The 16,871-nt window shown below is 41.3% G+C and carries 20 protein-coding genes; 8 read left to right on the top strand and 12 right to left on the bottom strand.

The window, feature by feature from the left end; genetic code table 11:
* Nucleotides 1-24 precede the first annotated feature (24 nt).
* Entirely contained in the window at nt 25-1,137 is a 1,113-nt protein-coding gene (gene dnaJ / locus OD757_RS12695; RefSeq protein ID WP_009392415.1) for a molecular chaperone DnaJ, read from the top strand.
* A 111-nt stretch (nt 1,138-1,248) separates the two neighbouring features.
* Here dnaJ and OD757_RS12690 read toward each other — a convergent pair whose 3' ends face one another.
* Entirely contained in the window at nt 1,249-1,608 is a 360-nt protein-coding gene (locus tag OD757_RS12690) for a hypothetical protein (protein WP_263032099.1), read from the bottom strand.
* Between the two features lie 184 nt (nt 1,609-1,792).
* Here OD757_RS12690 and dapB point away from each other — a divergent pair, with 184 nt between their 5' ends.
* The gene (gene dapB, locus OD757_RS12685; protein ID WP_056481932.1) at nt 1,793-2,614 is read left to right on the top strand and encodes a 4-hydroxy-tetrahydrodipicolinate reductase; all 822 of its coding nucleotides are present in this window, start codon (nt 1,793-1,795) and stop codon (nt 2,612-2,614) included.
* 50 nt (nt 2,615-2,664) lie between these two features.
* A complete protein-coding gene (locus tag OD757_RS12680; protein ID WP_263032098.1) occupies nt 2,665-3,318 on the top strand; it encodes an START domain-containing protein in 654 nt (217 codons plus the stop codon).
* Between the two features lie 40 nt (nt 3,319-3,358).
* On the opposite strand, the gene OD757_RS12675 is transcribed toward OD757_RS12680, so the two are convergent.
* On the bottom strand, nt 3,359-4,549 hold the full coding sequence (locus tag OD757_RS12675; RefSeq protein ID WP_263032097.1) for an MFS transporter: 1,191 nt from the start codon (nt 4,547-4,549) through the stop codon (nt 3,359-3,361).
* Nucleotides 4,550-4,553: 4 nt separating this feature from the next.
* The gene (gene dkgB, locus OD757_RS12670; protein WP_263032096.1) at nt 4,554-5,357 is read right to left on the bottom strand and encodes a 2,5-didehydrogluconate reductase DkgB; all 804 of its coding nucleotides are present in this window, start codon (nt 5,355-5,357) and stop codon (nt 4,554-4,556) included.
* Between the two features lie 120 nt (nt 5,358-5,477).
* On the opposite strand from dkgB, the gene OD757_RS12665 reads away from it, so the two are divergent.
* A complete protein-coding gene (locus tag OD757_RS12665) occupies nt 5,478-6,380 on the top strand; it encodes a LysR family transcriptional regulator (RefSeq protein ID WP_263032095.1) in 903 nt (300 codons plus the stop codon).
* On the opposite strand, the gene OD757_RS12660 is transcribed toward OD757_RS12665, so the two are convergent.
* Nucleotides 6,364-6,738 carry a hypothetical protein gene (locus OD757_RS12660; RefSeq protein ID WP_263032094.1) on the bottom strand — a complete coding sequence of 125 codons (375 nt, stop codon included), beginning with the start codon at nt 6,736-6,738 and terminating at the stop codon, nt 6,364-6,366. The genes OD757_RS12665 and OD757_RS12660 overlap by 17 nt on opposite strands.
* Before the next feature lie 90 nt (nt 6,739-6,828).
* Between OD757_RS12660 and OD757_RS12650 the strand changes: the two genes are divergently transcribed.
* Nucleotides 6,829-8,253, top strand: coding sequence for a PLP-dependent aminotransferase family protein (locus OD757_RS12650; RefSeq protein WP_263032093.1), 1,425 nt, complete (start codon nt 6,829-6,831; stop codon nt 8,251-8,253).
* A gap of 2 nt (nt 8,254-8,255) precedes the next feature.
* On the opposite strand, the gene OD757_RS12645 is transcribed toward OD757_RS12650, so the two are convergent.
* The 8 genes from OD757_RS12645 to OD757_RS12610 form a co-directional block, all read right to left on the bottom strand.
* Nucleotides 8,256-9,284, bottom strand: coding sequence for an NAD(P)-dependent alcohol dehydrogenase (locus tag OD757_RS12645; protein ID WP_263032092.1), 1,029 nt, complete (start codon nt 9,282-9,284; stop codon nt 8,256-8,258).
* A 38-nt stretch (nt 9,285-9,322) separates the two neighbouring features.
* Complete coding sequence (locus tag OD757_RS12640) at nt 9,323-9,883, bottom strand: DNA-3-methyladenine glycosylase I (protein WP_263032091.1); 561 nt, start codon at nt 9,881-9,883, stop codon at nt 9,323-9,325.
* A 30-nt stretch (nt 9,884-9,913) separates the two neighbouring features.
* A complete protein-coding gene (locus OD757_RS12635) occupies nt 9,914-10,159 on the bottom strand; it encodes a hypothetical protein (RefSeq protein ID WP_001287364.1) in 246 nt (81 codons plus the stop codon).
* A 9-nt stretch (nt 10,160-10,168) separates the two neighbouring features.
* A complete protein-coding gene (locus OD757_RS12630; protein WP_009392391.1) occupies nt 10,169-10,705 on the bottom strand; it encodes a M23 family metallopeptidase in 537 nt (178 codons plus the stop codon).
* A 47-nt stretch (nt 10,706-10,752) separates the two neighbouring features.
* Nucleotides 10,753-11,787, bottom strand: a complete 1,035-nt coding sequence (gene mutY / locus OD757_RS12625; RefSeq protein ID WP_263032090.1) for an A/G-specific adenine glycosylase — start codon at nt 11,785-11,787, stop codon at nt 10,753-10,755.
* Nucleotides 11,788-11,929: 142 nt separating this feature from the next.
* The gene (locus OD757_RS12620; RefSeq protein ID WP_002119132.1) at nt 11,930-12,292 is read right to left on the bottom strand and encodes an HIT family protein; all 363 of its coding nucleotides are present in this window, start codon (nt 12,290-12,292) and stop codon (nt 11,930-11,932) included.
* Nucleotides 12,293-12,476: 184 nt separating this feature from the next.
* Nucleotides 12,477-13,214 carry a dienelactone hydrolase family protein gene (locus OD757_RS12615; RefSeq protein WP_263032089.1) on the bottom strand — a complete coding sequence of 246 codons (738 nt, stop codon included), beginning with the start codon at nt 13,212-13,214 and terminating at the stop codon, nt 12,477-12,479.
* 170 nt (nt 13,215-13,384) lie between these two features.
* Nucleotides 13,385-13,543 (bottom strand): DUF1328 domain-containing protein, encoded by a 159-nt coding sequence (locus tag OD757_RS12610; protein WP_000490267.1) that lies wholly within the window; start codon nt 13,541-13,543, stop codon nt 13,385-13,387.
* 192 nt (nt 13,544-13,735) lie between these two features.
* Between OD757_RS12610 and OD757_RS12605 the strand changes: the two genes are divergently transcribed.
* The 3 genes from OD757_RS12605 to OD757_RS12595 all read left to right on the top strand — a co-directional run bounded on the left by OD757_RS12605 (nt 13,736) and on the right by OD757_RS12595 (nt 16,848).
* The gene (locus OD757_RS12605) at nt 13,736-14,194 is read left to right on the top strand and encodes a YcgN family cysteine cluster protein (protein WP_009392380.1); all 459 of its coding nucleotides are present in this window, start codon (nt 13,736-13,738) and stop codon (nt 14,192-14,194) included.
* A 110-nt stretch (nt 14,195-14,304) separates the two neighbouring features.
* Nucleotides 14,305-15,477 carry a PQQ-dependent sugar dehydrogenase gene (locus tag OD757_RS12600; protein WP_263032088.1) on the top strand — a complete coding sequence of 391 codons (1,173 nt, stop codon included), beginning with the start codon at nt 14,305-14,307 and terminating at the stop codon, nt 15,475-15,477.
* Nucleotides 15,478-15,582: 105 nt separating this feature from the next.
* A complete protein-coding gene (locus OD757_RS12595) occupies nt 15,583-16,848 on the top strand; it encodes a replication-associated recombination protein A (RefSeq protein WP_009392433.1) in 1,266 nt (421 codons plus the stop codon).
* Nucleotides 16,849-16,871 lie beyond the last annotated feature (23 nt).

The raw sequence follows: 16,871 nt of genomic DNA, 5'->3' as shown, positions 1-16,871 counted from the left end.
ATTCCGTGAGGAGCACCGCCAAAAATGGCTAAACGTGATTATTATGAGGTTTTAGGCGTTTCAAAAACCGCAAGTGATGATGAGATCAAAAAAGCCTACCGTAAATTGGCGATGAAATATCATCCTGATAGAAACCCTGACAATGCCGAAGCTGAAGAGAAATTTAAAGAAGCTTCTGAAGCTTATGAAGTTTTATCGGACAGCGAAAAGCGTAGCATGTACGATCGCATGGGACATAATGCGTTCGAAGGTGGCTTTGGCGGCGGTGGTGGTGGCTTCGGCGGATTTAGTGCAGAAGATATTTTTAGTCAGTTCGGCGATATCTTCGGCGGTGCATTCGGTGGTGGTGGACGTCAACAGCGTCAACGTCGCGGATCAGATTTACGCTATGTAATGGAACTTACCCTTGAAGAAGCTGTAAAAGGGGTGAAAAAAACCATTACCTTTACTGCTCCAGCACCATGTGATGTGTGTGATGGTAAAGGTTCAAAAAATCCAAAAGATGTTGAAACCTGTAAAACTTGTCATGGTTCAGGACAAGTACGTATGCAACAAGGTTTCTTCTCTGTACAACAAACATGTGGTACTTGTCGTGGCCAAGGTAAAATTATTAAAAACCCTTGTCAGGCATGTCATGGTTCAGGTGTAGCTGATCGCCAGCAAACGTTGGAAGTTACAATTCCAGCGGGTGTGGATAATGGTGACCGCGTTCGTTTGAGTGGTAAAGGCGAAGCAATTCGTGATGGCCAATCAGGTGACTTGTACGTTGAAGTGGTTGTTCGCGAACACGAAATTTTCCAACGTGATGGTGCCGATCTTTATATGGATGTACCAGTGAGCATTGCTGATGCTGCACTTGGTAAAGAAATTGAAATTCCTACTTTGGAAGGTCGTGTTAGCTTGAAGATTCCTGAGGGAACTCAAACAGGCAAATTATTCCGTTTACGTGGCAAAGGCGTTCGTCCAGTACGTAGCAGCATGGTGGGTGATTTACTCTGCCGTATTGTGGTAGAAACACCAGTCAACTTAAATTCTCGTCAACGTGAATTACTTAAAGAGTTGCAAGCTTCGTTTGATGGTGAAGACAGCGCTTCTTCTCCAAAGAAAAAATCATTCTTTGATCGTTTGTTCGATTAATACTTGATTAGATAAGAAATTAAAAAGAAGGCGGATATTGATAAAATATCCGCCTTTTTATTGCGCTGATTCATCTTATTATTTTTATTCTGCTTAAAAAATTACTTCTGCTTACTCTGTAGGGTGGGCTACATCAATATCATCAACACTTACAGTCGGTTCACTAGAAGCTAGAGTCGGAGCACTTTCGTTAACTGGTGCGGCTACTGCTTCTGTCTGTAGAGCTACTTTAGGTGTATCTGTTGTTTGGCCAATAATCGGGTCAATATCTTCAACTTTGACGTCGATATTGGCATCGGTTGCTACGCTCGTTTGAGCTGTAGGCGTTGCTGTTTGAGTGCTTACGTTAGTTGTAATACGTGCTTTAGATAAGCTTTCTAATGTGTCTCCTGGCTGGATTGCAGGTTCTGCAAATGCCATTGAACTCATAATCCCCATCATCACTGTAAAGCCAATAATTCTCGAATGCATGCTGAACTCCTTAATAGTCATTTTTTTTCATTCGTGGCTGAGTAGTGTGCCGATCAATTCTTTAACTTTTGTGAAAACAGATTAAGTTTCAGCTGATCTTAAAAAATAATTTTTACTTTTTATCGTGAGCAAAGAGTTTTGATATAGTAGACAAATTACGTAAAACAGAAGATTGAGAAGGATTATGTCAGCAGCTCCACGCATTGGTATTTTAGGTGCAGGCGGTCGTATGGGCCGTACGCTTATTCAAGCAGTTCAACAGGCAGGCTATCAATTGGCCGCTGCGGTAGAGCGTCCAGAAAGTAGTTTGGTCGGCACTGACGCAGGTGAGCTTGCTGGTATTGGTTCAGTGGGTGTGAAGGTTTCAGGAAGCTTGGCAGATGTTCTGAAAGACTGCGATGTAATTATTGATTTTACTGCACCAGTTGCGACTGCTCAGCATTTGAAGCTTTGCCGTGAAGCTGGGGTTGCCATGGTTATTGGCACAACGGGTATGTCAGATGAGCAAAAAGCTGAGTTAGACGAAGTTGCCACTCATACTCCTGTAGTTTACGCTGCGAACTATTCAGTGGGCGTAAATGTATCGATCAAGTTACTTGAGCTTGCAGCAAAAGTATTTGGCGATACAGTAGATATTGAGGTGATTGAAGCGCATCACCGTCATAAAGTAGATGCGCCGTCAGGTACAGCGCTCATGATGGGTGAAGCGATTGCGGATACTTTAGGTCGTAACTTAAAAGAAGTTGCTGTGTATGGACGTGAAGGGCATACAGGACCACGTGATCGTCAAACGATTGGCTTTGAAACCATTCGTGGAGGTGATATTGTTGGTGAACACACTGTCATGTTTATTGGTGAAGGTGAGCGCGTTGAAGTGACTCATAAAGCAACGAACCGTATGAACTTTGCTGCTGGTGCAGTACGAGCTGCGGCATGGGTTGTGGGCCGTGAAGCGCGTAAATATGACATGAAAGATGTTTTAGGATTGAATGACGTACAGGTTTAAAACCCTGTCCGTATTCCATGTGTAGCGAGAAAAACAAGATAGAGCAGAAAATGAATAAAAAACAACTTGCCTTGACCACTCTTCTTTGCTTGAGCAGCCTCTGGACGGGGGCTGCTTCTACAGAAAAAGCTAAACTCAGCTTAGACCGTAATAATATTAAAGTCTGGACTTATCAAAAGACTGATAATCCAGTTTTTCAATATAAAGCAGAAACGACTTTTGATGTGCCCCTTGAACGTGCTGTCGCTGTGATTTTAGATGTAAATCATGCCGAACAGTGGGTGCCTTATGTGGGCAAAGTTCAGATGTTGTCTCAAGATGAGAAAAAAGGTGAGTTCACACTCTATATGGTGTTGGATTTTCCGTTTCCCTTGAAAGATCGCGATGTCGTTGTTAAAGGCAAAATGAGTAAGGCCGCAAATGGCGTTGTGACAATTAAAAATACTGCAATTAGCGGAAATTATCCGATCCAACCCGATGTCGTGCGCTTAACACGTTACGAAGGAGATTGGACGTTCCAGAAACTTGGAAATAATAAGGTGAAAGTAACCACCAGTGGTTATGCAGACCCTGCTGGTGCGATTCCGCTGAGCTTCGTAAATATGTTTGTTCAACAGCAACCTTACCAGATGTTGCTGAAAATGAAGCGGGAAGTAATTAGTCCGATTTATGAACAGCCGAAATTACCAGATATTTTAAAATAAAGAATTTAAAAAAAGCGCCTGAGATCAGGCGCTTTTTTTATTAATCTGAACACTGCTGTAACGCTTGGGCAGGGCTGTTTTCGCGTTTGATCTGGAATAAAACCAATAACAAACCTAACCCAGCTAACAATGCGCCAGCAAATGACACTGCGCTATAACCCCAACCTAAATTGAGTACTAATGCACCTGCTGCTGCACCTACGGCATTACCTAGGTTAAACGCACCGATATTTACTGAAGAGGCAAGTCCTGGTGCTTCATGAGCGACAGACATTACACGCATTTGTAATGGTGGAACTAAAGCAAAGGTTGCTGCACCCCAGATCACTAATGCAATGGCTGCTCCAATCTGACTTTGTGCAAGAATTGGGAAAGTCACCATCATCACAATCAACAGAACCAAGAAACCAATCAGAGTTTTGTTAATAGACAAATCTGCAAAGCGCCCACCTAAATGGTTACCAACTGAAAAACCGACACCAATCAACATCAACATAAAAGTAATGAAGGTCGGTGAAGCATGGGTAAACTCAGTCAAACTTGGCGCAATATAGGTATAGAGCGTAAACATTGCACTTGCACCGAGTACGGTGGTGAGCAACGCAAGTATTACAGGAGTACGCATTAATACTTTCAATTCAGCTTTCACATTTGGTTTTTGGGCAACCATACCTTGAGGGAGGGCTTTCCATAAAGCGAGCATGGTAATCACACCAAGCAAAGAAATCGCAAGGAAAGACATACGCCAGCCAATGTTTTGCCCAACCCATGTTGCTAACGGTACACCACCAATATTGGCAATGGTTAAACCCATAAACATGGTTGCTACAGCACTGGCCTGTTTATTTGCGGGCACAATGCTTGCCGCTACAACTGAACCTATTCCGAAGAAAGCACCATGGTTTAAGCTTGTGATGAGACGAGCACCTAATAAGCTCATATAGCTGGGTGAAAACGCGGCTATCAGGTTACCGACCGTAAAGATCGCCATCAGCAAAATAAGCGCATTACGTCGTGCAAAACCACCAAACCATAGGGTCATGAATGGGGCACCTAGCATGACGCCAAGTGCATAACCTGTAATTAACATTCCGGCTGTTGGAATGGAAATCCCTAAATCATTCGCGATATTCGGTAACAATCCCATTGGTGAGAATTCAGTGGTGCCAATGGCAAAGGCACCAATGGCTAATGCCAATAACGAGAACGCCGTATTTGATTGAGTGTTCATGAGTTTAGTCCCAAACTGGTGCCCATGGCTCTGGGCTAACTTCACGACTGTTACGATCAAGTTCGGCAATCATTTGCATTTCAGCTGAAGTTAACTCGATATCCTGTGCTTTTAAGTTGCTAATCAGGTTTTCACGTTTAGTCGAAGATGGAATAACTGCAAAACCACGTTGCAATGCCCACGCAAGTGCAATTTGCGCTGTCGTTGCTTTATGAGCGGCTGCAATTTCAGCTAAAACAGGGTCTTGAAGCACTTTACCGTACGCAAGCGTCATATATGAAGTGACATCAATATTTTTCTCTTGTAAGAAATTTACAAGTTTATGGTTTTGAAGATAAGGGCTTAACTCAATCTGGTTGGTTGCAATATGCTCTATACCAATTGTGTCAATTGCTTGTTGAGTAAGCTCAATATTGAAGTTTGAAATACCAATTTGTTTAGTAAGACCTTGTTCTTTCGCTTCAAGTAAAAGCTTCATGATTTCAGGAATCGAAACCCCTAAATCTGGTGCTGGCCAATGAATCAAAGTTAAATCGACATGGTCAGTACGAAGCTTTTGTAAGCTCTCTTTTAAGCTTGGAATAAACTTATCTTGAGCAAAATTATCTACCCAGATTTTTGTGGTTAGAAATAAGTCCTGACGTGATACACCGCTTTCGGCAATGGCTTGACCAATCGCTGCTTCATTGTCATAAATTTGAGCAGTATCAATGACACGGTAACCTACGTCTAAAGCAGTTTTCACAGAATCAATGACTGCTTGTTCTTTAAGACGGAAAGTACCTAGACCAAAACGTGGAATATTCATGTGTTTACCTAAATTTGAATAATCATTTAACTTGATGTGCATTTTGCTTTTTTTATTGTTGCGAAAAAATAGATGAATAAGCAAAATATCTTTGATCATTAGTCAATAATGGAATAAGACATGAAATCAACAATTGAAGAACTTGTCGCGTTTATTGCAATCGTTGATACAGGTTCTTTTGTTGCAGCAGCAGATCACCTGAAACAAACACCTTCAGGAGTTAGCCGCTCTTTAACGCGCTTGGAAGCGAAGTTAGATGTGACTTTGTTAGAGCGAACGACGCGTAAGTTGAAACTCACTCAAGAAGGGCAGCAGTTTCTTGTGAAGGCTCGTAAAATTTTAAATGAGCTAAATGCTGCCGAAGAAGAATTACAAAAGTCTGATCAAGACACTTCTGGTCTTATACGAATTGATTCGGCTACGCCTTTTGTTTTACATGTAGTTGCTCCATTAATGCATGCTTTTCGCAAGCGATATCCACATATTGAAATTGAACTCAATAGCAATGATCAGGTGATTGATCTATTGCAGCATAAAACTGATGTCGCATTCCGATTTGGTGAGCTACATGACTCAAGTATGCGTGCCAAATTGGTATGTAAAAGTCGGTTATATATGGTTGCTAGTCCTGAGTATTTAAATCAGGCAGGCTATCCACAGAAACCGAATGAGTTAAATGAACATGAACTTATTGGTTTTACGAAGCCTGCTCATTTAAATACTTGGCCGCTTAAGGTGGGCAGCGATTATTTTATAGCTCAGCCCCATATTAAAGCTTCAAATGGAGAAACAGTTCGGCAGCTTGCACTACGTGGGCATGGAATTACATGCTTATCAGAGTTTATGGTTTGGAAAGATTTAGAAGAAGGTCGTCTAGTCGCTTTATTTGAAGATGAGATAGAGCTGAGACTTCAAAGCATCCATGCTGTCTATTATCAACAAGAGCATCTACCAAAACGAATCCGTTTATTTATTGATTTTTTGGCAGAACAGTTAAAAGATGGTTTTAAAAACGCTCTCTAAAAGTAGCATAACTATCAGTTGGAAAATGAACTTCTAAAATGGGAGTGATTTGTCCTTCTGATAAATGCTGGGCCAGGAAAAAGCTTTTTTGCTGTTGTCGGCAACTAAAATATAATTTTGAATAAACCGAGTTCACCATGACAACTTCATTTGAGCTATTACGCTGATATTGATAATGAGAGATCGTATTGGTCTCATCATCCGTGCGCTTTTCCATTTTATAGTCTTGTTGATTGGTCATTTTTAAATAACCTTCGATCAGACTTTGGCAAACTGCATGTCTGTACTGCTCATTTTTTGACTCAGGTTGGCAACCTGTTAAAATAATAGTAAATAATAATATAGCTTTTAATTTCATGATCTTGCTACTCTTTAAGTTGATTTCTATAGCGTAAAGGTGTTCTATAAACCAGTACAGATACAGAAATTTTTAAAAAAGCAGCACAGAATGACTTTCCAATATCAGGTTCTTGCCAATCAATTAGCACATCGAATTTATCAAGATGAGCTTAAACCTCATCAGAAGCTTATTTCGTTACGCGATTTTGCTCGTCAGCACAGCATTAGTTTAAGTACCGCTAAAAGTTGCTATGACTTGCTTGAGGCGAGGGGACTCATTTATGTAAAACCGAAGTCAGGTTATTTTGTGGTTGCGCGTACCCAATCTAGCCCTATTCCTGATAGCCCAGATTTTTTGTCTTTACCTCGGCAAGTCTCAAATCTAGAGTTGCATAATCAAATTCAAGAAGCCGCCTTACAAAGCCATCTCGTACCGTTGGGTTCAATTCAGTTGACGCCGCATTTTATTCCGGTAGAGGGTTTACGCCGTTCTATTCAGCGAGCTTTAAAAAATTGTCAGCCACAAGACTTTCTCTATTGTAATAAACAAGGACATGAACAATTAAGAAAAGCGCTATCTGATCATTGGCGTGAAGACGGAATATTCATTGCAACAGAAGATATTTTCATTACCAATGGTTGCATACCTGCTCTGTCTTTGGTCATCCAGCACCTAACAGAAGTCGGCGATAGTATTTTGATCCCGACGCCAACTTTTAATGGACAACTACAGCTTTTAGCCAGTTTAAAACGGCAGATTATTGAAATTCCCGCAGATCATCGTGGTATTGATTTGGAACGTTTAGAGTCATTGATGCAGCAGGGTTTAGCAAAGGTTTGTCTGATGACAGCCAATTATCAAAATCCTTTAGGGTATTGTTTAACGAATACAGAAAAACAAAAGATTGCCGAATTAGCTGCAAAGTATCAGTGCTTTATTATTGAAGACGATATTTTTGGTGAATGTGGTTACAGCGGTGAGCGACCGCTACCGATTCGCTATTGGGACAGTGAAGGCTATGTCATTTGGTGTGGGTCAGTTTCTAAGTCACTGTCGAGCGCATATCGGGTAGGATGGTTTTGTTTAAGTGCAAAGCTACAGCATTTAAGACTTGAGCTGCTGGCAAGTAATATTGGCGTGAATACGCCCCTACAATTGGGTTTGGCCGATTTTATTTATAGCCGTGGTTATCGAGAGCATTTAGAGCAGTTAAGGCCCAACTTGATGCGACAAGTCGAAGAGTACCGCAGTTGTATTTTAAGCGCCTTTGAGGGCATTCCCATTGCATTAAGTCAGCCAGAAGGGGGCTATGCACTCTGGATACAGTTACCTAAGAATGTAGATACCTTAGCGCTTTATTACACTGCGAAAGCTGAAGGAATTACTGTGGTGCCGGGCCATGTTTTTGGTGAGGATGAACGATATCGACATTTCATTCGTTTAAATGCGGGTCATGAATTAACAGCAGATGTCCGCCAAGCAATTAGTGACTTGGCGGAATGGTCACGACAACAGATGAAAACCGTGAGTTAGTTTTATTCTGCGAAGTCTGCTTTCAACACAATGCGGTAGCGTGCCTGACCTGAGTGTAAACGTTCAATTGCCTCATTAAGCTGTGACATTGGAAATAGCTCAATTTGAGGCGCAATTTTTTTGCGTGCAGCAAACTTCAAAAGTTGACGTAGTGCAGCTGGTGAACCCGTAGGTGAGCCTGTCACTGACTTAGCACCACTAATAAGTGAACCTACAGAAACAGGAACAGGTTCCAGAGTCAGCCCCAAGAAGTGCAACGAACCGTTTGGTGCTAGCGTAGAAATGAAAGCACGCCAGTTTAGGGTCACGTTTACTGTGCTCAGCAATAAATCAAATTTTCCTTTTTGTGCTGTTACCGCGTCTGTATCGCGGCTATTCACCACATGGTCAGCGCCCATTGCTTTGAGCTCTTCTGTTTTGTCAGGATTAGAACTAAAAGCTGTGATTTCACAGCCCCAAGCTTTGAGCAGCTTAATAGCCATATGACCTAAACCACCAATACCAATTACCCCGACATGATGTGTTGCTTGAATCTTATGTTTAAGCAGCGGGTCAAAAACGGTAATCCCGCCACAAAGTAAAGGACCGGCACTTTCAGCGTCTAAATCTTCAGGGAGGGGAATAGCCCACTGCCAGCCTGCACGGACTTTATCGGCAAAACCACCAGCATGCCCGACGATTGTTGCAACACTTCCGCCCGTACAAAGTACTTGCTGACCACCAATGCATTCATCACAGGCTTGGCAGCTTTCAGCCGTCCAGCCAATGCCGACACGTTGCCCAATTTGTAGACCTTTGGCTTCTGAACCCAAAGCAACAATTCGTCCAATAATTTCATGACCCGCAACCACAGGGTAAACAGTTGAGCGCCATTCATTGTTCAGAACAGAAATATCAGAATGACATAAACCACAATATTCAACTTTTACCTCAACCTGATGCGGTTGCAATTCACCTGCGTCAAATTGGTAAGGAACCAGTTTCTCACCTGCCTGCATTGCAGCATAAGCCTGAATCGTATTATTGCTCATCGGAAACTCCTTAAGCGGATTTGAACCGTTATGGTGGGTTATGAAGCTTTAAATTGACAATTATTTTCATGATCATTGACCATGCCTACTGCTTGCATAAAAGCATAGCAGGTGGTTGGTCCAACGAATTTGAAGCCATTCTTTTTAAGCGTTTTTGAAAGTTTTACGCTGAGTTCAGTTTGTGCTGGGGCTTGGCGGTAATCTTCAACATCATTCTGTTTTGGTGCTGCATCTACAAACTGCCAAAGCCAAGTAGGAACATCACCAACTTGGGCTTTGAGTGCTTGCCATGCAATCGCATTATCACGAATGGCTTTGAGTTTACCCAAATGACGAATTAAACCAGCATCTGATAGTTTTAGTTCTAAGAAGTCATCCGTAAATGCGGCAATATCAGCAATAGGATGATTAAAGAAATGCTCTCGGTAACTTTCTCTTTTTTTTAGTACGGTAATCCAAGATAAGCCAGCTTGTTGGCCTTCAAGACAGAGCATTTCAAATAATCGTGATTCGTCATGCTCTGGTTTACCCCATTCTTTATCATGGTAGGCAATATAGAGGGGATCATTGGAACACCATCCGCAGCGTTGAGTTTTCATGATGATGCTCCTTATATTTATCTTAGAATTTTAAAGTTTAAACAGCACCCATTCATTTGGGCGAGTATCCCAATAATACAGTTCAGCTTGAGTTAAGTCTTCAAACTTTAACCAAAAGTCTTTACCTACTTTATCTGAAAAACCGGTACTGATTAGCAGGGCATCATCACTGATTTCCATGATCCAGCCTTGATAGCTATTGCCATTTAAAATGATCTTTTGCTGATTGCCTGACTCGGCAAACTCTACTAAGCGATTGATCAGCGCTTCCGACATAAAGTGTTCCTAGCGTAAATAAGAATAAGGGTTAACAGCTCCACGGCCTTTACCATCTAGATAAAGTCCGTAATGAAGATGTGGTGAAGTATAACGTGCATTACCTGTATTGCCGACATAACCGATTAGATCACCTTTTTTGATGTAGTCACCAACATTTAGTCCACGTTTGTGACCATCAAGATGAGCATAATAATGCCATGTTCCTGCTGGGCCTAAAATCCAGATCACTTTGCCGCCTAAATTGTTATTACGAAGATCGGCAACAAGCCCTTCGGTTGTACTGTACACTTTGGTTCCACGTGGAGCCAAAATATCAATTCCTTCGTGACTACGACCCTGACTGCGTGCCGCTCCCCATGTGTCTTTTAATTCATCTCGATCGACCCCTTTCACAGGTACAGGTAGCCGATTTGCGAGTTGCATACTTTTAAGCTTGCTGACTTGGGCGGGGGAAAGTGGTGCAGGTTTTTTTGGTGTACTGGCACAGGCAGCCAATAGAATAATTAGAAAACCAAGTGAGAAATGAGAAACAAAACGTCGCACAAAAAACTCCCTGTCACAGCCATATCAAAATTATTTGATCCACTATGTCATGAACGGCTTGTCGAGATCAATTTTTTCATGGCAGTTGGAACACCTTTGGCAATGGCCTGTTCTGGACTTAACCATTGGCCTTCAAGTTCAATGGCCAGATGCTCTTTTTGGTCAGGTTCCACGTGGAACACATGAGCATTAAGTAACCATGTAAAGTGAGTGAAGCTATGGCTGATCTGAAAAGCTTGTGGTTGAGGCTGTAGTTTAAATTGCTGACTCAAGCTCAGTCGTTCATGTTCATTTTCTAAAATTGGTAAACAGAACAAACCACCCCATAAACCATGAGCTTGGCGTTGTTGCCAGAACCATTCATCTTCACACTGGATAATAACAACATCTGCTGTTCTAACAGGCGGAGTTTTTTTCGGTTTCTTAAAAGGCAGTTCTTGTTCTAAACTTTGCTGGTAAGCCTGACAATGAGCTTGCATTGGGCAATATAAACAAAGAGGTTTTTTAGGCGTACAGATCGTTGCGCCGAGATCCATAATCGCTTGAGTGTAGTCATGATTACGATGAGTAGGGCAAAGCTCTTCAGCGAGTTTCCACATTTCACGTTCGTGCTGTGGTTTGCTTAAATCATCTTCAATGGCAAAAAAACGGGCTAATACGCGTTTCACGTTGCCATCCATAATCACGCCGTACTGACGTAAACCCAAAGACATGAGTGCACCTGCGGTAGAGCGACCAATGCCAGGTAGCGCAATCCATTCTTCTAGTGTTTCAGGAAACTTACCTTGCTGAGTGACAAGGCCAGCAGCTTTATGCAAATTGCGTGCACGAGCGTAATAGCCCAGACCCGCCCAATAAGGTGCTACTTCATCCCAAGTTGCATGACCTAAAGCTTCTACAGTTGGGAAGCGCTCCATAAAGCGGTCAAAATATTGCAGAACTGTTTTAACCTGAGTTTGCTGCAACATAATTTCAGAAACCCAAACTTTGTATGGATCATCTGCGACTTGCCACGGCAAATCATGACGACCATGTTGATCGAACCAGTTTAAAAGGGCATCAGAAAAAGAAAAGTCGGGCATGAACAGCTATAGAAGAAAAGTAAGGGCTAAATTATAGCTGAAATTTGTGGGTAAATTTTGTTTAAAGCAGGCAAAGAACGAGGATATCTTAAAACAGAGATTACCTGATAATGGGCAACCTCTGTTTCATGTATAAAAAGGATTAATCCTTTTGTACACCCCAAAGTTGATCAAGTTTCAACGGCTGGTTTTTATAGTAAGGAATGACATGAATGTGGAAATGATCTGAAGTTTTTCCAAAAACTTCACCATCATTAAAGCCAATATGAAAGCCATCTGGTTGATGACGAAGCTGGGTTTCATGACGGGCAATTTCAAGAAGTGTAAGCAACCCTTGGTGTTCTTTAGATGTAATGTCAAAAAAAGAACTAACATGGCGCAGTGGTGTTACTACACAGTGGCCTTTAGATAACGGATTAGAATCAGGCAAAATTACGGCAAATTCATTCTTATCAATGATGTCATATTCATCAAATTCGCAATACGGACATTTCTTGTCAGTCATTGTTGTATCCTCTCATGTTATTCCATTAAACCCCGAGTGCGGGAAATAAGACTAGGCTTTGCTCTAGCTCAACGGGAGTATAGTTATTGAAGTATGGTTTAAAAAATACAGTAAAAATATTGCAAAGTCATAAACATTTAAGGGAGCAAATGCAAAAAAATCATTTGCTCCAAATTTGCTTCTTTTATTTTAGAGTACGATCTAATAAAGCGTACATTTTAGCAAGGCCTTGTTTTTCCGCTTCGCTATTGTAGCCAAGGTCTACACCGTTCGCTTTAGCTTTTTCATCTGCAAGCGGGTTACTAAAGCCATGTTTAGCACCTTCTAAAACCACTACTTCGTGTTTAACCTCAGCAGCTTGCATCTCTTTTTCAAAATTAGCAACATCTTCTAAGGTGACCATGCTGTCTAGTTCACCATGTAGTACTAAAACTTCACCTTGAATGCTGCCTTTTTGAGCAGGTGCTTTCGGAGCTAATGTAGCATGGAACGTTATAATTGATTTAAGTGGCGCACCTGCGCGAGCAAGGTCTAACACGACTTTGCCACCATAGCAGAAGCCAATTGCAGCAAGTTTTTCACTGTTTACTTCTGGTTGGGCCGCTAGAGTTTGAAGCGCTGCATTGGCACGATCGGTAACCGTATCTAAATTTTCAAATGTCTGCATCATCCATTCATAGGCTTGAGCTGCAGTCGAGGTCACTTTTTTATCGCCATACATATCAATTGCAAGCGCAGCATAGCCATGTTCAGCAAGCTCACGTGCACGTTGTTCCGTATATTCATTACGACCCCACCACTCAGGACCAACAATTACACCCGCAACAGGTGTTTCACTATCTGGAGCCGCAAAGTAACCAATGAGTTGGCTGCCATCTGGTGCAGTATATTGAATTTCACGGGTTTTAATTGCTGTAGTCATAACCTTAATCCTGAAATTTAAAGAGATTTAAACACGCTTGATTAAAGCATAAAAAGATAAAAGTAATATAAATAACAATGTAAGAATCTACATCAAAACAAAAGATAGAAATTTAGCGCAATAAAAAAGAAGGAAACTAGTTCCTTCTTTTTTATGTGGTCATGATTAAATTAAGTCCGGCCGCGCGAAATGAATCCAATTACAGCAAGAATTACAGCTATAACTAATAAAATCACGGCAAAGTCTTTAGATAACCCTGCAACACCACCAAACCCTAATAGACTGGCAATGAGTGCAATCACTGCAAAAATTATCGCCCAACGGAACATATGCTGTCCTCCTTATTTTTCATTGTCGTTTTACTATATAGCGTGTTTTTTACACCGAATGTGTCGTTTATGTGGTTGAAATGTATATTAAACAATCATTTTGTGATACTACGAATACAGCTTCTTTTTTCGTATATAGCACTTCAATGCTATACTTAGACACTGTTTCATCTCATCAGCTGCTAAAAAATTATGTCTACCGAGACCTCACTTCGTCCACTCTTTTGGAAAAACTATCCGCTAGAGCAACTGACTCAAATCGAGTGGGAAGCTTTATGCGATGGGTGTGGTTTGTGCTGTCTGGTAAAACTCGAAGATGAAGATACCCATGAGGTGGCTTATACCAAAGTGGCATGTAAGTTACTTGATTGTAGTACAGGACGTTGTTCGGACTACTCTAATCGTCAGCAACAAGTGCCTGACTGTTTGCAATTAACAGTAGAGTCTTTAAAAACAATCCACTGGTTACCATCGAGCTGTGCTTATAAGCGTTTGAATGAAGGAAAAAATTTACCTTCTTGGCACTATTTGAATACGGGCTCTAGACAAAGTGTGGTTAAGGCGAAAAAGTCAGTTGCGGGACGTTGTATTTCTGAAGTTGATGTCCATGAAGATGATCTTGAAGATTATGTCGTACGATGGGTACGTTAATTCAGTCTACAAAAGAGATATCTAATTACAGCGTATAATAAAGTAACACTTTTATCGTAAATTTTTTGCTCATCTCCGTTATATAACAATAAAAACAAAAGGAGATAAAAATGATGAGACGACTAGCAGCCCCGTTATTATGTAGTAGCTTTCTTTTGTTAATGGCTTGCGGCTCTAATAATACCAATTCAAAAAATCTTGAACAAAATACGGCTGCAAAAACAGAAAAGCCCGTTCCAGTTAAACAAGCATATCAAGTTGAAACAGTTGCCAATTTAAATGAACCTTGGGCAATAACCAGTTTGCCAGATCAGCGCTTATTACTGACAGAGCGCCAAGGTAAATTAAAAATTTTTAATCCTAAAAATAAACAAATGTTGGATGTCCAAGGGGTTCCAGCGGTGAATTACGGTGGGCAAGGTGGGTTAGGAGATGTGGTTTTACACCCTGACTTTGCTAAAAATCACTGGATTTATCTAAGTTATGCTACAAAAGGGCAAGGCGGATCTGGAGCGGTGATTGCACGTGCGAAATTAGATTTATCTAACCCCAATCAGCCTAAACTTACAGAGATGAAGCAAATTTGGCAGCAAGTACCCAAAGTTTCGGGGCAAGGCCATTATGGGCATCGTATACTTTTTGGCGCAGATGGTAAGCTTTGGGTGAGTTCAGGTGAACGACAAAAGTTTGATCCTGCCCAAAACATGAAAAGCAATTTGGGTAAAATTTTACGCTTAAATGAGGATGGTTCAGCAGCCGTAGGTAACCCTTTTTATAAGCAAGGTGGAGTGACTGCTGAAATATGGTCACTGGGACACCGTAATCCTTTAGGTATGGCTTTTGATCACCAAGGACAGCTCTGGGTGGTGGAAATGGGGCCTAAAGGTGGTGATGAGCTTAACGTCATCCTAAAAGGTGAAAATTATGGTTATCCAATCGTTTCAAATGGAGACCATTATTCAGGTCAACCTATTCCAGATCATCATATTCGCCCAGAATTTAAAGCACCTGAAATTGATTGGACTCCTGTAATTTCTCCGTCAAGCCTGATTATTTATCGCGGACAACAATTTCCTGCATGGCAAAATAAAGCCTTAATTGGCGGGTTATCTTCAGAAGCAATTATTGTGGTGGATTTAGAGCATAAACCTGTGAAAGAAGTAGAAAGGTTAGATATGAAAAAACGTATTCGTGGTTTACACGAAACACAAGACGGTTCGATTTGGGTGATTGAAGATGGCTCAAACGCACGTTTACTGAAGCTGAGTAAAAAAGCATCTTAATGCTATGAATTAGCTTGTAAATAAAGGATGTGTCTCATAGATTCAAATTGTAGATTTCTGTGAGACACAATAGACTATAGTGAAAAGACGATAAAGCTATTTGAAATGTCAGACACCCATATTCCACTTCCCGAACGCCTGCGCCCGAGAGACTTGTCTGAAATTATTGGGCAAGATCATTTATTAGGTGAACATGCACCCTTACGTCAAATGATTGATCAGGGGCATTTGCCTTCTATTATTTTTTGGGGTCCACCAGGTGTAGGTAAAACAACAATTGCTTTGCTTTTGGCTCAAGCGATAGACCGTCCATTTGTAAGCTTATCTGCGCTGAATACGGGCGTAAAAGAATTACGTGAAGTCATTGCGGAAAGTGGTGATTTACTGACTCCTGTGGTTTTTATTGATGAAATTCATCGTTTTAATAAGTCACAGCAAGATGCTTTATTGGGGGCAGTTGAAAAGGGCAAAATTACTTTAATTGGCGCGACTACCGAAAATCCATCTTTTGAGGTGAACAGTGCGCTTTTATCTCGTTGTCAGGTCTACACTTTAAATAGTTTAGACAGTGAGGCAATCCAGACGCTCATTAATAATGCACTTCAAGCCGATAAATTCTTAAAAGACCGTTACATTCATATTGAAGAGTATGACGCACTTATTCAATTTGCGGCAGGTGATGCTCGAAAAGCACTGAATTTACTGGACTTGATTGCAAGTACCTTTGAGCCAGAAGTTGAAAACACAATTACCAATGCGGTTGTGGTAAAAGTCGCTCAGCAGAATATTGCGCGTTATGACAAATCGGGTGAGCAGCATTACGATTTAGTTTCTGCCTTTATTAAATCAATTCGGGGTAGTGATCCAGATGCAACCCTGTATTGGATGGCACGCATGCTTAAAGGCGGAGAAGATCCTGTCTTTATTGCCAGACGTATGCTGATTGCTGCCTCAGAAGACATCGGAAACTCTAACCCAAATGCGCTATTACTTGCAGGTGAGTGCTTCCGCTCTGTACAAGCGGTAGGTATGCCTGAGGCTCGAATTATTCTAGGCCAAACTGCGGTTTACTTAGCAACCAGTGCAAAAAGTAATAGTACTTATTTAGCAATTAATAAAGCTCTGGAACTTGCTGAAAAAACAGCGAATTTACCTGTGCCTTTGCATTTGAGAAATGCTCCAACCAAGCTCATGAAACAACAAGGCTATGGGATAAACTATCTTTATCCGCATGATTACCCTGAGCACTTTGTATTACAAGACTATTTGCCGCCTGAGTTAAAAGGTACAAGACTTTATGAGTCTGCAAGAAATAAGCGTGAGGTTGAAGGTGAGCGATTGCAACAACGTAGATGGCAGCAGGAACAATAACCTATTGATTGCATCAGGCTGCA

The organism is Acinetobacter sp. AYS6, from assembly GCF_025630795.1.
In the GTDB taxonomy this organism is placed as follows: Bacteria; Pseudomonadota; Gammaproteobacteria; order Pseudomonadales; family Moraxellaceae; genus Acinetobacter.
The sequence above is the reverse complement of the archived record's forward strand: the minus strand, read 5'-3'. Positions and strand labels throughout refer to the sequence as shown.

Coding starts and splice junctions, on each gene's coding strand:
- dapB (WP_056481932.1), top strand. CDS start 1,793: ATGTCAGCAGCTCCACGCATTGGTATTTTAGGTGCAGGCGGTCGTATG.
- OD757_RS12635 (WP_001287364.1), bottom strand. CDS start 10,159: ATGTCGGAAGCGCTGATCAATCGCTTAGTAGAGTTTGCCGAGTCAGGC.
- OD757_RS12650 (WP_263032093.1), top strand. CDS start 6,829: ATGACTTTCCAATATCAGGTTCTTGCCAATCAATTAGCACATCGAATT.
- OD757_RS12660 (WP_263032094.1), bottom strand. CDS start 6,738: ATGAAATTAAAAGCTATATTATTATTTACTATTATTTTAACAGGTTGC.
- OD757_RS12620 (WP_002119132.1), bottom strand. CDS start 12,292: ATGACTGACAAGAAATGTCCGTATTGCGAATTTGATGAATATGACATC.
- OD757_RS12615 (WP_263032089.1), bottom strand. CDS start 13,214: ATGACTACAGCAATTAAAACCCGTGAAATTCAATATACTGCACCAGAT.
- dkgB (WP_263032096.1), bottom strand. CDS start 5,357: ATGAATATTCCACGTTTTGGTCTAGGTACTTTCCGTCTTAAAGAACAA.
- OD757_RS12690 (WP_263032099.1), bottom strand. CDS start 1,608: ATGCATTCGAGAATTATTGGCTTTACAGTGATGATGGGGATTATGAGT.
- OD757_RS12640 (WP_263032091.1), bottom strand. CDS start 9,883: ATGAAAACTCAACGCTGCGGATGGTGTTCCAATGATCCCCTCTATATT.
- OD757_RS12675 (WP_263032097.1), bottom strand. CDS start 4,549: ATGAACACTCAATCAAATACGGCGTTCTCGTTATTGGCATTAGCCATT.
- OD757_RS12610 (WP_000490267.1), bottom strand. CDS start 13,543: ATGTTCCGTTGGGCGATAATTTTTGCAGTGATTGCACTCATTGCCAGT.
- OD757_RS12680 (WP_263032098.1), top strand. CDS start 2,665: ATGAATAAAAAACAACTTGCCTTGACCACTCTTCTTTGCTTGAGCAGC.
- OD757_RS12645 (WP_263032092.1), bottom strand. CDS start 9,284: ATGAGCAATAATACGATTCAGGCTTATGCTGCAATGCAGGCAGGTGAG.
- OD757_RS12605 (WP_009392380.1), top strand. CDS start 13,736: ATGTCTACCGAGACCTCACTTCGTCCACTCTTTTGGAAAAACTATCCG.
- OD757_RS12665 (WP_263032095.1), top strand. CDS start 5,478: ATGAAATCAACAATTGAAGAACTTGTCGCGTTTATTGCAATCGTTGAT.
- OD757_RS12600 (WP_263032088.1), top strand. CDS start 14,305: ATGATGAGACGACTAGCAGCCCCGTTATTATGTAGTAGCTTTCTTTTG.
- mutY (WP_263032090.1), bottom strand. CDS start 11,787: ATGCCCGACTTTTCTTTTTCTGATGCCCTTTTAAACTGGTTCGATCAA.
- dnaJ (WP_009392415.1), top strand. CDS start 25: ATGGCTAAACGTGATTATTATGAGGTTTTAGGCGTTTCAAAAACCGCA.
- OD757_RS12595 (WP_009392433.1), top strand. CDS start 15,583: ATGTCAGACACCCATATTCCACTTCCCGAACGCCTGCGCCCGAGAGAC.